Source organism: Rahnella bonaserana (genome assembly GCF_019049675.1).
GTDB classification, from domain to species: domain Bacteria; phylum Pseudomonadota; class Gammaproteobacteria; order Enterobacterales; family Enterobacteriaceae; genus Rahnella; species Rahnella bonaserana.
In genome coordinates this window covers 222245-237768 of the sequence record NZ_JAFMOW010000066.1, presented here as the reverse complement: position 1 = coordinate 237768, position 15524 = coordinate 222245, and the positions used below count along the sequence as shown (strand labels likewise).

General features: G+C 52.6%; 14 protein-coding genes. 5 read left to right on the top strand and 9 right to left on the bottom strand.

All coding sequences use genetic code 11. The features are described from left to right. Positions 1-2 precede the first annotated feature (2 nt). Complete coding sequence (ligA, locus tag J1778_RS18600; protein WP_217174419.1) at positions 3-2024, bottom strand: NAD-dependent DNA ligase LigA; 2022 nt, start codon at positions 2022-2024, stop codon at positions 3-5. Between the two features lie 71 nt (positions 2025-2095). Then, a complete protein-coding gene (gene zipA / locus J1778_RS18595; protein WP_217174418.1) occupies positions 2096-3094 on the bottom strand; it encodes a cell division protein ZipA in 999 nt (332 codons plus the stop codon). A 223-nt stretch (positions 3095-3317) separates the two neighbouring features. Between zipA and cysZ the strand changes: the two genes are divergently transcribed. The 5 genes from cysZ (at position 3318) to crr (ending at position 8274) form a co-directional block, all read left to right on the top strand. After that, positions 3318-4103, top strand: coding sequence for a sulfate transporter CysZ (gene cysZ, locus J1778_RS18590; protein WP_217174417.1), 786 nt, complete (start codon positions 3318-3320; stop codon positions 4101-4103). A gap of 210 nt (positions 4104-4313) precedes the next feature. Beyond that, the gene (gene cysK / locus J1778_RS18585) at positions 4314-5279 is read left to right on the top strand and encodes a cysteine synthase A (RefSeq protein WP_120132235.1); all 966 of its coding nucleotides are present in this window, start codon (positions 4314-4316) and stop codon (positions 5277-5279) included. Positions 5280-5680: 401 nt separating this feature from the next. Then, the gene (ptsH, locus tag J1778_RS18580) at positions 5681-5938 is read left to right on the top strand and encodes a phosphocarrier protein Hpr (protein WP_013574433.1); all 258 of its coding nucleotides are present in this window, start codon (positions 5681-5683) and stop codon (positions 5936-5938) included. Between the two features lie 50 nt (positions 5939-5988). After that, positions 5989-7716, top strand: a complete 1728-nt coding sequence (ptsI, locus tag J1778_RS18575; protein WP_217174416.1) for a phosphoenolpyruvate-protein phosphotransferase PtsI — start codon at positions 5989-5991, stop codon at positions 7714-7716. A gap of 48 nt (positions 7717-7764) precedes the next feature. Continuing rightward, positions 7765-8274 (top strand): PTS glucose transporter subunit IIA, encoded by a 510-nt coding sequence (gene crr / locus J1778_RS18570; RefSeq protein WP_112290707.1) that lies wholly within the window; start codon positions 7765-7767, stop codon positions 8272-8274. A gap of 114 nt (positions 8275-8388) precedes the next feature. Here crr and J1778_RS18565 read toward each other — a convergent pair whose 3' ends face one another. The 7 genes from J1778_RS18565 to cysP all read right to left on the bottom strand — a co-directional run bounded on the left by J1778_RS18565 (position 8389) and on the right by cysP (position 15478). Then, a complete protein-coding gene (locus tag J1778_RS18565) occupies positions 8389-9744 on the bottom strand; it encodes a HAMP domain-containing sensor histidine kinase (protein WP_217174415.1) in 1356 nt (451 codons plus the stop codon). Next, positions 9725-10408 carry a response regulator transcription factor gene (locus tag J1778_RS18560; RefSeq protein WP_217174414.1) on the bottom strand — a complete coding sequence of 228 codons (684 nt, stop codon included), beginning with the start codon at positions 10406-10408 and terminating at the stop codon, positions 9725-9727. Before J1778_RS18560 ends, J1778_RS18565 begins: the two co-directional genes overlap by 20 nt. Positions 10409-10666: 258 nt before the next feature. Continuing rightward, positions 10667-11551, bottom strand: a complete 885-nt coding sequence (gene cysM, locus J1778_RS18555; protein WP_217174413.1) for a cysteine synthase CysM — start codon at positions 11549-11551, stop codon at positions 10667-10669. A 115-nt stretch (positions 11552-11666) separates the two neighbouring features. Further along, complete coding sequence (gene cysA / locus J1778_RS18550) at positions 11667-12761, bottom strand: sulfate/thiosulfate ABC transporter ATP-binding protein CysA (protein ID WP_217174412.1); 1095 nt, start codon at positions 12759-12761, stop codon at positions 11667-11669. Next, positions 12751-13626: a sulfate/thiosulfate ABC transporter permease CysW gene (gene cysW / locus J1778_RS18545; protein WP_112290701.1), complete on the bottom strand. Its 876-nt coding sequence runs from the start codon at positions 13624-13626 to the stop codon at positions 12751-12753. Before cysW ends, cysA begins: the two co-directional genes overlap by 11 nt. Then, a complete protein-coding gene (cysT, locus tag J1778_RS18540; protein ID WP_112290699.1) occupies positions 13626-14456 on the bottom strand; it encodes a sulfate/thiosulfate ABC transporter permease CysT in 831 nt (276 codons plus the stop codon). Before cysT ends, cysW begins: the two co-directional genes overlap by 1 nt. Further along, positions 14456-15478 carry a thiosulfate ABC transporter substrate-binding protein CysP gene (cysP, locus tag J1778_RS18535; protein ID WP_217174411.1) on the bottom strand — a complete coding sequence of 341 codons (1023 nt, stop codon included), beginning with the start codon at positions 15476-15478 and terminating at the stop codon, positions 14456-14458. Before cysP ends, cysT begins: the two co-directional genes overlap by 1 nt. Between the last annotated feature and the right edge of the window lie 46 nt (positions 15479-15524).

The window sequence follows — 15524 nt, the reverse complement described above, 5'->3', positions numbered from 1 at the left end:
GTTTATTCACCCAACAGGCGGATCATCTCCGCTTCGTCGATCACGTCGATGCCCAGTTCCTGCGCTTTCGCCAGTTTGGAACCCGCCGCTTCACCGGCAATCACCAGATCGGTTTTCTTCGACACGCTGCCGGACACCTTCGCGCCCAGTGCGATCAGACGATCTTTGGCTTCATCGCGTGACAGGATCGAGAGTGATCCGGTTAATACTACGGTTTTACCGGCAAACGGACTGTCGATTTCTTCCGGTACAATGACCTGCACTTCCGGCCAGTGAATATTGATTTCCGGGCTTAAAAGCTCATCAATCACCTGCTGGTTATGCTCTTCCGACAGGAAATTCACCACGTGTTTGGCGACCACTTCACCGACATCCTGCACGGTTTTCAGCGATTCAATATCCGCAGCCCGTAAGGCTTCCACCGAACCGTAATGCGCGGCCAGATTTGCCGCCGTAGCTTCGCCCACTTCACGAATACCCAGCGCGTAAAGGAATCGCGCCAGTGTGGTTTCTTTGGCTTTCTCCAGCGCATTTACCACATTTTGCGCCGATTTCGGCCCCATGCGATCCAGACCGGTGAGTTTACCCGCGCTCAGACGGAACAAATCCGCTGGCGTTTTGACATATTCTTTCTCGACCAGCTGATCGATGATTTTATCGCCCATACCGTCGACGTCCAGGGCTCGGCGGGAGACGAAATGTTTCAGCGCTTCTTTGCGCTGTGCGCCGCAAATCAGGCCAGCGGTGCAACGCGCCACAGCTTCGCCTTCGACGCGTTCGACGTCTGAATGACAGACCGGGCAATGCGTCGGGAATACCACTTCGCGGGCATCTTGGGGGCGTTCATCCAGCACCACGCCCACCACCTGCGGGATAACATCACCTGCACGGCGCACAATCACGGTATCGCCGATACGCAGGCCAAGCCGCTCGATTTCATCGGCGTTATGCAGCGTGGCATTGCTGACCATCACGCCCGCGACCAGAACCGGCTCCAGACGAGCCACCGGCGTAATCGCACCGGTACGGCCAACCTGAAATTCGACGTCTTTAACCAGGGTAATTTGTTCCTGCGCCGGGAATTTGAAGGCCGTTGCCCAGCGCGGCGCACGCGCCACAAAGCCCAGCGTTTCCTGAATATCCAGCGAGTCAATTTTCACCACTACGCCGTCAATATCAAAGCCCAGTGACGGACGGTCGGCTTCGACCTGACGATAGAACGCCAGCACTTCCTCACTGCCGGTGCACAGGCGGACACGGTCACTGACCGGCAAACCCCAGGCTTTAAATTGTTGCAGACGGGCAATATGACTGCGAGGCAGTTCGCCGCCTTCCAGCAATCCCACGCCGTAGCAGAAGAAGGTCAGCGGACGTTTGGCGGTGATGCGCGGATCCAGCTGACGCAACGAACCGGCGGCGGCATTACGCGGGTTAGCAAATACCTTGCCCCCGGTGCGGCGCGCTTCGTCATTCATCGCTTCAAAGCCCGGTTGCGGCATAAACACTTCGCCACGAACCTCAAGACGGGCAGGAATATTATCCCCGTGCAAACGCAAAGGGATCGCGCGGATAGTCCGCACGTTCGCTGTGATGTTCTCACCGGTCGTGCCGTCGCCACGCGTGGCCGCCTGCACCAGTTCGCCATTTTCATACAGCAGGCTTACCGCCAGACCATCAAGTTTCAGCTCACAGCAGAACGTCAGTGGCTCAGTGGTTTTCAGCCGATCCTGAACGCGTTTGTAAAACGCCAGATAGCTTTCTTCATCAAATACGTTGTCCAGCGACAACATCGGCACCTGATGTTTTACCTGTTCGAAAGCGGATAGCGGTGCGGCACCCACCCGCTGCGTCGGGGAATCCGCAGTGACCAGCTCAGGATGCGCGGTTTCCAGTTCCCGCAATTCACGCATCAGACGGTCATATTCGGCATCAGGCACTTCCGGTGCGTCCAGAACATGATACTGATATTCGTGATGGCGCAGCTGAGTGCGTAAGTGATTGATCTGTTCTTCGATAGTGGCCATGACTCACCGTGGAGATAAAAAACCCCCGACAAGCGGGGGTTAGGGGAAAGGGTATTTCACGAACGCCAGAATCAGGCGTTCGCCTCGAGGACCTCGCGGATCCGCGCTTTGTACGTTTCGAGCTTCTGCGGCGTAATCATACGACGCTCATCGTCGAGCACCATCGCGCCGACATCATCGGCAATGCGCTGGGCAGACTGGAGCAACAGTTTGAAGTTCTGATGCGCGTCGCCGTAGCAAGGCACCATCATGAACAACGTCACACCAGGTGTAGAGAAGTCGGACATATTGTCAGGGTCAAAAGAACCCGGTTTGACCATATTTGCCAGACTGAATAACACCGGACCACTGCCCGCCGGGCTTACGTGACGATGGAAAATATTCATTGCGCCAAACTGGAAGCCGGCCTGAAGCACGCTGTTTAACAGCACTTCACCACCGATAACGCCGCCCTGATGTGCTGCAACGTGCAGAACCAGAACCGTTTCTTTCAGTTTCGCTTTCTCAGCCGGGGTTTCTTCTGCCGGAGCAAAAGGCGCAGGCTGAGGTTCAGCTTTGGCAGCAGGTGCCGCGTCCGCATGAATTTCCTGCGGCGGAACCGGTGCTTGCGCTTTAGGTTCAGGCGCATATTCCTGAGGTGCAAAATCAGCAACAGGTTCGCGGCGCGGCGCAACTGCGGGTTCAGCGGCTGAATAACCACTCAGCAACGGATCATCCTGCACAGCATGGTGCTGTGGCTGAGCCGGTTGCTGAGGACGAGCAACAGGTGCTGGCGCTGGCTGCGCAGGTTGACCCTGCGGCTGACGTGGCGGTGCAGTCTGTTCTGGCTCATCATACTGACCAAAAGTCGGTTCATCCTGAGGATAAGCAGGACGCACGCGCACTTCCCCCACTCCATCGACAAAATCGTCGGGCGGAGATTGTTCCCGTTCTTTTTTCACACGTTTAGCTGGACGATCGCGAAACAGCGAAGAGCGTTCTTTACGGCTGGTCCACAAACCGTGTAACAACAACGCTATTATGGCGATCGCGCCAACAACGATTAATATCAGACGCAAATCCTGCATCATTGCTATCTCTGTTGTTCTAATACATTGCCACCACGGCAAACATTCACAATATTAACTCTATTTGCCCACGTAGATAAGTGCAAGTCTGGACTCTACTTTCTGCTAATAAATAGGGCAGTTGCACCTTTTTTTGCTGTTTTTTCAGCCAATCCACTGGTAGCCAGTGGAAAATCATACCGATATGATAGCCCATGTCATTCAACTCAGAGAGAAAATTTCGTTTATGACTTCATCGCAAAGCGCCAGACAAGCAAACGGCGTGCATTATTTCAAACAGGGCTGGACGCTCATTTCCTTACCAGGGATACGACGTTTTGTGATTTTACCGCTGGCAGTCAACGTATTGCTGATGGGCGGCGCGTTTTGGTGGCTGTTTACCAAACTGGGAGAATGGATCCCCGCCATGATGAGTAAGGTGCCGGCCTGGCTGAGCTGGCTGGATTATCTGATCTGGCCGGTAGCTGTACTTTCCGTGGTGCTGGTGTTCAGCTATTTCTTCAGCACCATTGCCAACTGGATTGCCGCACCGTTTAGCGGATTGCTCGCCGAACAACTCGAAGCACGTCTGACCGGTAAACCGCTGCCAGATACCGGCATCTGGGACATCATGAAAGATCTGCCGCGCATCATGAAGCGCGAATGGCAGAAACTGGCGTATTACCTGCCACGCGCCGTAGTATTATTTGCACTCTACTTTATTCCGGTGATTGGCCAGACCGCCGCGCCGGTGCTGTGGTTCTTCTTCAGCGCCTGGATGGTGGTGATCCAATATTGCGATTATCCGTTCGATAATCACAAAGTAAGTTTTGCCGATATGCGCCGCTCGCTCGGCAGTAACAAAATCGACAATATGCAGTTTGGCTCGCTGGTCAGCCTGTTTACGATGATCCCAGTGCTGAATCTGGTGATCTTGCCGGTAGCGGTGTGCGGGGCGACAGCCATGTGGTGTGACCGCTATCGCGATGTTTACGTTAAAAACAATGTCGACGTGAATTCCAGCCGGAAATAACGCGTTTTCTTCACAGCCGCCTGCGGGCGGCTGCCTGCTATGCTTGACTTTTCATTCTCAAACTTATTTCTTAATAACGTATCGATATACCAAATACCAAAACCTTACTTCACTGGGAAAGCGGTTCGCGTATGCTTTCCTGATTCCCACTAATTTCATAGTGTTGAAAGCTTCACACCGTGAATATTTCATACAGTTAAAGGACGGGTTATGAGCAAGATCTATGAAGACAATTCATTAACAATTGGCCATACGCCACTGGTTCGCCTGAACCGTATCGGTAATGGTCGTATTCTGGCTAAGGTCGAGTCGCGTAACCCGAGCTTCAGCGTGAAATGCCGCATCGGTGCAAACATGATTTGGGACGCTGAAAAGAAAGGCATCCTGACGAAAGATATCGAACTGGTTGAACCGACCAGCGGAAACACCGGTATTGCACTGGCTTACGTCGCTGCCGCGCGCGGTTATAAACTGACGCTGACCATGCCGGAAACCATGAGCGTTGAGCGTCGTAAACTGCTCAAAGCCCTCGGCGCCAATCTGGTGCTGACCGAAGGCGCGAAAGGTATGAAAGGCGCAATTGCAAAAGCCGAAGAAATTCAGGCCAGCGATCCTTCCCGTTATCTTATCCTTCAGCAGTTCAGCAACCCGGCTAACCCGGCTATCCATGAGCAAACCACCGGCCCGGAAATCTGGGAAGATACTGATGGCGCAGTCGATGTGCTGATTGCAGGCGTGGGTACCGGCGGTACCATCACCGGTACGGGTCGTTATCTGAAAAGCAAAAAAAGCAGCGTGAAGCTGGTGGCCGTTGAGCCAACGGATTCGCCGGTGATTACTCAAACGCTGAATGGCGAAGAAGTGAAACCGGGCCCGCACAAAATTCAGGGCATCGGTGCTGGTTTCATTCCGGGCAACCTGGATCTGGAATTGCTGGATCGCGTCACGCTGATCACTAACGATGAATCCATTCAGATGGCACGCCGTCTGATGGAAGAAGAAGGTATTCTGGCGGGGATTTCTTCCGGTGCTGCCGTGGAAGCTGCGGTCAAATTATCTCAAGAACCCGAGTTTGCGGACAAAACCATCGTGGTTATCCTGCCATCCTCCGGCGAACGCTATCTGAGTACCGCATTGTTTGCAGATTTGTTTACTGAAAAAGAATTGCAACAATAATGCCACATCCCTAAAAGCGGATAAAAAAGCACCTTTCGGGGTGCTTTTTTGTGGGCTACATCAAAGTTTATACCACTCTGTGATTGATTTTACCCGCCAGGTTTAGTATTTAACCGGTCAATTATTTCGATGCGCGAAATTAATAGCCTCCATCCAACCGCCCGCTGAATCGATTTACCGATTTGTTACAAGAGGGAAAATCACGGCATAATGGAGGAATAACAGAAAAGCCTAGATCTAGGGCAAAGAGTTTTATCGCTGAGTGCGTTATTTTCTCTTTTCTGTTGCATCTGAACCTGCCCCTGAACCATAGTCAGGCGCTAATCTCTACAGGCTAAAGTGAAGCGCATAAGCTAAACTTTAGCTCCACAACATTACTTTAATAAGTTGGGGAAACAACAATGTTCCAGCAAGAAGTTACTATTACCGCTCCTAATGGTCTGCACACTCGCCCTGCTGCACAGTTCGTGAAAGAAGCTAAAGGTTTCGCTTCTGATATCACTGTGACGTCAAACGGCAAAAGCGCCAGTGCTAAAAGCCTGTTTAAACTGCAAACTCTGGGCCTGACCCAAGGTACCGTTGTGACCCTCTCAGCTGAAGGTGAAGACGAGCAGAAAGCCGTTGAACACTTGGTAAAACTGATGGCAGAGCTCGAGTAACACTCAGCCGCTCTTATATCGTTTAAACCAGTCAAGAGAAAGGTAGGGTTATGATTTCAGGCATTTTAGTATCTCCCGGTATCGCTTTCGGCAAAGCACTTCTGTTGAAAGAAGATGAAATTGTCATCAACCGGAAAAAAATCTCTCCTGAGCAAGTTGATCAGGAAGTTGAACGTTTCCTCGCTGGCCGTGCGAAAGCCTCAGCTCAGCTGGAAGTGATCAAGACCAAAGCCGGTGAAACCTTCGGTGAAGAGAAAGAAGCCATCTTCGAAGGCCACATCATGTTGTTGGAAGACGAAGAGCTTGAACAGGAAATCATAGCCCTTATCAAAGACGAGCATGCTTCTGCTGACGCTGCTGCTTTCTCTGTCATTGAAGGCCAGGCGAAAGCCCTGGAAGAGCTTGATGATGAATACCTGAAAGAACGTGCGGCTGACGTGCGTGATATCGGTAAACGTCTTCTGCGCAACATTCTCGACATGACCATCGTTGATCTGAGTTCCATCCAGGACGAAGTTATCCTGGTTGCTACCGATCTGACACCGTCAGAAACTGCACAGCTGAACCTGAATAAGGTTCTGGGCTTCATCACTGATTTGGGTGGTCGTACTTCTCACACCTCAATCATGGCGCGTTCCCTGGAATTACCTGCAATCGTAGGTACCAGCGATGTGACCAAACAAGTCAAAAACGATGACTATCTGATCCTCGACGCTGTGAACAATAAAATCTATGTCAACCCGACAGCAGACGTTATTGACGAGCTGAAAGCCGTTCAGAACCAGTACATCTCAGAAAAAGACGAACTGACTAAACTGAAAGATTTGCCAGCAATCACGCTGGATGGTCATCAGGTGGAAGTTTGTGCCAACATCGGTACCGTGCGCGACGTCGCCGGTGCAGAGCGCAATGGCGCTGAAGGTGTCGGCCTGTATCGTACAGAATTCCTGTTCATGGACCGTGACAGCCTGCCTACCGAAGAAGAGCAATTCCAGGCCTATAAAGCCGTTGCTGAAGCGATGGGCTCCCAGGCAGTTATCGTCCGTACCATGGACATCGGCGGTGACAAAGACCTGCCGTACATGAACCTGCCAAAAGAAGAAAACCCGTTCCTGGGCTGGCGTGCAATCCGTATCTGTCTGGACCGTAAAGAAATTCTTCACGACCAGTTGAAAGGTATACTGCGTGCTTCTGCATTCGGTAAACTGCGCATTATGTTCCCGATGATCATTTCTGTTGAAGAAGTGCGTGAACTGAAAGCAGAACTGGAAATGCTGAAAGCTGAGTTGCGTGAAAAAGGCCAGGCATTCGATGAAACTATCGAAGTTGGCGTGATGGTTGAAACGCCGGCTGCTGCAGTGATTGCTCATCACCTGGCAAAAGAAGTCGATTTCTTCAGTATTGGTACAAACGATCTTACCCAGTATACTTTGGCTGTGGATCGCGGTAACGAACTGATTTCTCATCTTTACAACCCAATGTCTCCGTCAGTACTTGGTTTAATTAAGCAAGTTATTGACGCATCTCATGCTGCCGGTAAATGGACAGGGATGTGCGGCGAGCTAGCCGGTGACGAACGTGCTACACTTCTTCTATTGGGCATGGGGTTAGATGAGTTCAGCATGAGCGCTATCTCTATCCCACGCATCAAGAAAATTATTCGCAATACAAACTTCGAAGATGTGAAAGCGCTGGCAGATCAGGCCCTGGCCCAACCTACGGCGCAAGAGTTGATGAACCTGGTTAACAAGTTCATTGAAGAAAAAACACTCTGCTAATTGCGCGATGCTGGTATAGCTGCCCAAATTAATGCTTAGGAGAAGATCATGGGTTTGTTCGATAAACTGAAATCATTGGTTTCTGATGATAAAAAAGACGTTGGCACTATTGAAATCGTAGCGCCGATCTCTGGTGAGATTGTCAACATTGAAGATGTGCCTGACGTTGTTTTCGCTGAGAAAATCGTGGGTGACGGTATTGCTATCAAACCATCTGGCAACAAAATGGTTGCTCCGGTTGACGGCACTATCGGTAAAATCTTCGAAACTAACCATGCTTTCTCAATCGAATCCGACAGTGGCATTGAGTTATTCGTGCACTTCGGTATCGACACCGTTGAACTGAAAGGCGAAGGCTTCAAACGCATCGCTGAAGAAGGTCAACGTGTTAAGAAAGGCGATTTGGTTATCGAGTTTGATCTGCCTCTGCTGGAAGAGAAAGCGAAGTCTACCCTGACTCCGGTTGTCATCTCTAACATGGATGAGATCAAAGAGCTGATTAAACTGACTGGTAGCGTGACTGTGGGCGAAACCCCAATCATCCGCATCAAGAAGTAATTCGCTCAGCGAGTTGTAATGCAAGAAGTTAAAAACGGCGCCTAATCAGCGCCGTTTTTTTATTGTCTGTAAACCTGAGGTGGCTGAGAGTAGCCGACGCCTCTGCGGCCCGAATTATGAAGCGGATTTCCAGTGCGGGACTTGAAGGCTGATGATTAAGCCATGTGGCTGCGCATTACGGGCATCCACTTTACCTTCATGCGCCAGCATCACTTTGCGGGTGATGGCCAGCCCAAGACCATAGCCTTTGCCTGACAGCGGCGATTTCACTCGCACAAACGGGTCGAAGATGCTCGACAACTTATCTTCTTCCACACCCGGCCCCTGATCGGCCACTTCAATCTGCAAATACTCTTCAACCTGCGCCAGAGAAACGCGGATAGTTTGCCCGCGCGCTGAAAAACGCAGCGCATTACGTACCACGTTATCGATAGCGCGTCGCATCAGCTCTGCGTTGCCTTTCACGGTATAATCCAGGTCATCCGCTGATTCGGGATAGAGCACAATCTCGACGCCCGGCAACTGCGCCTCATAGCGCGCATCGTTCACCACCGCTTCTACCAGCCCGTACAGGTCGAAGTATTCTTCATCCGGTATTTCACTGCTTTCAGTTCGCGACAGCGCCAGCAGTTCCCCGATCATCTTGTCCAGACGTCCCGCTTCATGTTCAATGCGACTCAGCGAGCTTTCAACATTTGAAGGATTCTGCCGCGCCAGGCCGATAGCCAGTTGTAAACGCGCCAGTGGAGAACGCAGCTCGTGAGAAACGTCATGCAGAAGTTCTTCACGCGCCTTCACCAGAACCTGCAAACGTTCGGCCATGGAGTCGAAGTCGCGAGCCACTTCTGACAGCTCATCGTGCCGCTTGCCCATGCTGGTAAACAATCGTACCGATAAATCGCCCTGCGCTACCCGCCCGAAAGCTTTACGCATTTGCAGCATAGGTCGGGTCAGGTTCCATGCCAGCATCGCACTGAACAGCAATCCGCCCAGTCCGCCCAGCCATAGCAATGGCGGGGGCATATTCAGCCAGTCCCGGTGACGTCTCGGGCGATATTCATGCATCAGCCCGTCCACATCATATTTCAACCGGTAGCCCTGCCCGTCCGGCCCCTGCACAAACTGCACGACTTCATGGGGGATTTTACCGGGTTCCAGATCCTTAATCGTATTGCCTGTCGCGGGCAACAACGACGGTGTTACGGAGAAAAACTGCCGGTCATCGTCCGGCCAGTCGGCCATCATCGCGTTAAGCGCTGGCATACCGCCGCTGTGCAGCGTCGACACCGCTGAGGTAATTTGCAGTTTTACAAAGCGCCGCGCAATGCCGCTTTCCGGCGGTTCGTGCGGATTATAAAAAGCAAAAACCACCCAGAGTCCCTGAGTGATCGCCACAAACGTGAACCAGAATCCCAGCAGGATTTTCCAGAACAGTTTTCCGCGCAGTCGTTTAGCGTATGCGATAGCCAATGCTGCGCACCGTTTCTATAGTCAGGATATCGCCACCTTCCAGTGACCCCAGTTTCTGCCGGATATTACTGATGTGAACATCAATACTGCGATCATAAGCTTCACGCGGACGCCCGAGGCCTTTTTCTGACAACTCGTCTTTTGATACCACGCGTTCAGGAGACCGCAGTAACAGCTCCAGCAGATTGAATTCAGAAGCCGTCAGGTCAAAAGGAATCCCGCGCCATTCGCTGCTGCGGGTAGCCGGATTCAGCGTCAGGTCACCGTAGTTCACGGATGAAGAATCAGAGTGCGATTCCTGCTGCTCTTCCACACGGCGCAATACCGCACGCAGACGCGCAACCAGTTCACGCGGATAACAAGGTTTAGGCATGTAATCATCGGCACCCATTTCCAGGCCGATAACGCGGTCGATGTTGTCGCCCTTAGCGGTCAGCATGATGATCGGCAGACGGCTGTTTTTACGCACCTGACGCAGAACATCAATACCGCTCATATCCGGCAGCATAATGTCGAGGATCATCGCGGTATATTCGCCAGACATCGCCCCTTCCACGCCCGCTTTACCGGTCAGCACCAGAGAAGCGTCAAAACCCTCTGCAATCAGATATTCGCTGAGCATGGTCCCTAATTCGAGATCGTCATCGACTAATAAAATTTTCATTCTTTATTTCCGCCTGGCTAAAATTTTGGTCATTTTTACCACTAACCCTGCATTACGCAGCCGCTTTTACTCTTTTTTTACACAGTCTCTGACAGAATTTCATATCGCTGAAAGCGCAGTGTAAGGAACAAAGTTGTCATGTTTGACACTATTTCTATTATAGAAGATTAAAATCAATCTGTTAGCGTCAATCAGAAAGCAAAAGGCAGGCGCGAAGGCCTGCCTTTATAATGTGACCGCGTATATCGCCGCGAGTTCTTAATCAGAAAATACACCGGTCGAAAGGTAACGGTCACCGCGATCGCAGACAATCGCTACAATCACACTGCCGGAATGGTTTCGGGCGACACGCAATGCGCCCGCAACAGCGCCGCCGGAACTCACGCCACAGAAGATACCTTCTTCCCGCGCCAGAGCGCGCATGGTGTCTTCCGCTTCGCTCTGCCCCATATCCATCACTTCATCGACCAGCTCAGGGTTGAAAATGCCTGGCAGATATTCCTGCGGCCAGCGGCGGATACCCGGAATGCTGCTGCCTTCAGAAGGTTGCAACCCGACAATTTGCACACCCGCATGCTGACTGCGCAGAAAGCGACTGACGCCCGTGATGGTGCCGGTAGTCCCCATGCTTGACACAAAATGCGTAATACGCCCGTGCGTCTGCTGCCAGATTTCCGGGCCGGTGGTCGTAAAGTGTGCGAGCGGGTTGTCGGGATTATTGAACTGATCCAGCACCTTCCCCTGCCCCTGCTGTTCCATTTCCTGTGCCAGATCCCTCGCACCTTCCATCCCCTGCGCGCGGCTGACCAGCAATAATTCAGCGCCGTAAGCACGCATTGATGCCTGACGCTCGAGGCTCATATTTTCCGGCATCAGCAATTTCAGCTTATAGCCTTTCAGTGCCGCAATCATCGCCAGCGCAATACCGGTATTACCACTGGTGGCTTCAATCAGCGTATCACCCGGATGAATTTCACCACGCTTTTCCGCCTGCTCAATCATGAACAGCGCTGCACGGTCTTTCACTGAGCCCGCGGGGTTATTGCCTTCCAGTTTGACCCAGATCTCGCTGTCGAGTCCCTCAGTCAGACGCTGTAATCTCACCAGAGGTGTATTACCGATGTAGTGTTCGAGCGTACTCACGGGCTTGCCTTATATTAAAAAGGTATATTAACTGATAAAAAACACATAAACAGATATCAGACGATAAAAAGGGCGGCTCGGAGACCGCCCTGAGAAACACGCTGATTAAAAAATATCAGGCGCTCTTCGCTAACGCAACGGGTTGTAGCTGTTGATCCCCGGCATACAGGCGACCATTCAGCCCGCCGACATAAAAACGATCGCCGCGCTGAGGTGCGTTATTACCGTGGGTTTCAGAAAGTACCACTGAAAGCGGTTCTTCGTGCCAGCCATCCGCCTGCACGATAAGCTGCCAGAAATGACCGCGCGGGCTGACCTCCAGCACTTTTACCGGCAACGGGCAGCGCGCAGTGCTGTGGGCGGTAATTTCCATTTCCCACGGGCGCAGGAACAAATCTACCGCCCCCTGATGCAGTGGCGGGTTCTCCAGCGGCCAGTGATGCGCGCCGACATACAACTGAGAACCGCGAATTTCACCGCCGATTTTATTCACTTCACCCATAAACTCCAGCACGAAGCGGGTTGCCGGTTCACGCCAGATTTCTTCCGGCGCGCCCACCTGCTCGATATTCCCCTGGCTCATGACGACCACGCGGTCCGCGACTTCCATCGCTTCTTCCTGATCGTGGGTCACGAACACGCTGGTGAATTTCAGTTCTTCATGCAACTGACGCAGCCAGCGGCGCAGCTCTTTACGCACCTGTGCATCCAGCGCCCCGAAAGGCTCATCAAGCAGCAGAATTTGCGGTTCAACCGCCAGCGCACGGGCCAGTGCCACACGCTGTTTCTGACCACCAGAAAGCTGTGCCGGATAACGGTTTGCCAGATGGGCTAACTGCACCATCTCCAGCAATTTAGTGACTTTCTGTTTTATTGCTTCGCCGTTCGGACGCTCACGACGCGGCAGTACAGTCAGGCCAAAGGCGATGTTGTCGAACACCGTCATATGGCGGAAGAGCGCGTAATGCTGGAATACAAACCCGACCTGACGGTCACGGGCGTGCAGACGCGTCACGTCTTTGCCGTGAAAACTCAGGTGACCGGCACTCTGGTTTTCCAGCCCGGCGATAATTCGCAGCAGCGTGGTTTTACCGGAACCGGAAGGCCCGAGCAGCGCCACCATCTCTCCGGAAGCAATATCGAGCGAGATATCATTGAGCACCTTGGTGCGGCCAAAATATTTGTTGATACCGTTAATTTCAATGCTCATGACTTTCCTCCCGCTCAAGACGGTCGTTATGGCGTTTCAGACGCCATTGCAGGCCGCTTTTCAGAAACAGTGTGACAATCGCCATCAGGGTCAGCAGCGCAGCGGCAGTAAACGCGCCTGCGGTGTTGTAGTCCTGATGCAGTAATTCAACTTGTAATGGCAGCGTGTAAGTTTCGCCGCGGATAGAACCGGAAACGACAGAAACCGCACCAAACTCCCCGATCGCGCGGGCATTGGTCAGCACCACGCCGTACAGTAATGCCCAGCGGATATTCGGCAAGGTCACACGGCGGAACATCTGCCAGCCTGAAGCGCCCAGTAACACCGCGGCTTCATCTTCATGGCTGCCCTGGCTCAGCATCACCGGCACCAGCTCACGGATCACAAACGGACAGGTGACGAAAACGGTCACCATCACCATGCCCGGCCAGGCAAACATGAACTGAATATTATGCGCATCCAGCCAGCCGCCAATCGGGCCGTTGGTGCCGTAAAACAGCAGATACAACAGACCGGCAACCACGGGCGAAACCGCGAACGGGATGTCGATCAGCGTCAGTAACAGCTGACGCCCCGGGAAATTAAAGCGCGCCACCAGCCAGGCCAGCAACGTGCCGAAAATCAGGTTCACCGGCACGGTGATCAGCGCCATCAGCACGGTCAGCCAGATGGAATGCAACATGTCGGAATCCGACAGGTTCTTCCACACTGCGGCAATCCCGTCGGAAAATGCCAGCACAAAAATGCTAATCATTGGGATTACCAGCAGCAGAATACAAATCAGTAAACCGGTGCCGATCAGCGACCATTTCACCCAGTCGATGCGCTGGCGTTTTTCGCCTGCAAAAGCCGGAATATCAGACATTACTGGCCTCCCAGACGACGGCCATAACGGCTCTGTAAGGTGTTAATCGCGAACAGCAACAGCAGCGATGCGGCCAGAATTACCGACGCAATCGCGCTGGCTGCCGGATAATCAAATTCCTGCAAGCGGATGAAAATCATCAGCGAGGTCACTTCAGTTTTCCAGGCGATGTTACCGGCGATGAAAATCACCGCACCGAATTCGCCCAGGCTGCGGGTAAAGGACAGCGCAGTGCCCGCCATCAAAGAAGGCATGACTTCCGGCAATACCACGCGACGGAAACTCTGCCAGCGCGAAGCGCCCAGCGTTTCAGCGGCTTCTTCATATTCCGGACCTAATTCTTCCAGCACCGGTTGCACGGTACGCACCACAAACGGGATGCTGGTAAAGGCCATTGCCACCGCAATACCGAGCCAGGTGTAAGCCACTTTGATATCAAAATGCGCCAGCCACTGACCGTAAAACCCGGTGGTAGAAAACAGGCCGGCCAGCGTTAAGCCGGCCACGGCCGTCGGCAATGCGAACGGCAAATCCATCAGCCCGTCCACCAGGCTTTTGCCGGGAAATTCGTAACGGGTCAGGATCCACGCCATCAGCATGCCGAAGAAACAGTTAAAAATACTCGCCACACCTGCCGCCAGCAGTGTCACTTTATAGGCCGCAACAACCTGACCGTTGGTGATCACATCCCAGTATTGCGCCAGCGTCATTTGTGACAACTGCATCACCAGCGCACTCAGCGGCAGCAGCAACACCAGGCAGACGAACAGCAGGCTGCTGCCGAGGCTCAGGGTGAATCCGGGTAATACGCGTTTGCTCGACAACAACATTACTTGTGACCTTGCTCTAACAGTTTGTCCAGCTCACCGCCGGTACTGAAATGGGTTTCCATCACTTGTGGCCAGCCACCGAACTGCTCTTCAACTTTGAACAGTTTGGTATCCGGGAACTGCCCTTTCGCCGCTGCCATCGCCGTTTTGTCATACACGCGGTAGTTAAAACTGGTAATGATTTTCTGCGCCTGCGGACTCCACAAATAATTCAGATAATCTTTTGCGGCTTTTTCAGTGCCATTTTTCTCGACGTTTTTGTCCACCCAGGCCACCGGGAACTCCGCCAGAATGTCCACTTTCGGCACAATCACTTCGTATTGATCATCACCGTACTGTTTGCGGATATTGTTCACTTCAGATTCGAAACTGATCAGCACATCACCCAGTCCGCGCTCCACAAAGGTGGTCGTCGCCCCACGGCCGCCGGTGTCAAACACCTGCACGTTTTTCAGGAAACTCGCCATCTTCTCGCGGGTTTGCGTCTGGTTTTTATTGTCTTCCAGATTGAACGCGCCCCAGGCACCCAGGTAGGTATAACGGCCATTGCCGGAGGTTTTGGGATTCGGGAACACCAGGCTGACGCCCGGACGCGCTAAATCGTCCCAGCTGTGAATGTTCTTTGGATTGCCCTTGCGCACCAGAAACGCCATGGTGGAATAAAACGGCGAACTATTGTTCGGCAGGCGACTTTGCCAGCCGGCAGGGATCAGGTTGCCGCGGTCATGCAAAATCTGCACATCGGTCACCTGATTGTAAGTGACCACATCCGCTTTCAGACCTTGCAAAATCGCCAGTGCCTGCTTGGAAGAACCGGCATGCGACTGCTTGATATCGAGTTTGTCACCGTTGTTTTGATCAGCCCACTGTTTCTGAAATGGCGGGTTCAGTGCAGCAAAAAGTTCACGGGACACATCATAAGAACTGTTGAGCAATTCAGTCGCCGAAGCCGCTCCGCTGGCCAGCAGCAATGCCGCCACGGAACCTTTCAGCACGCCGCCTGTAAATCCGAGTGTTTTCATGCTTAGCCTTAGGTGAGTGAACCGATATGCGACGCTGATAAATGCC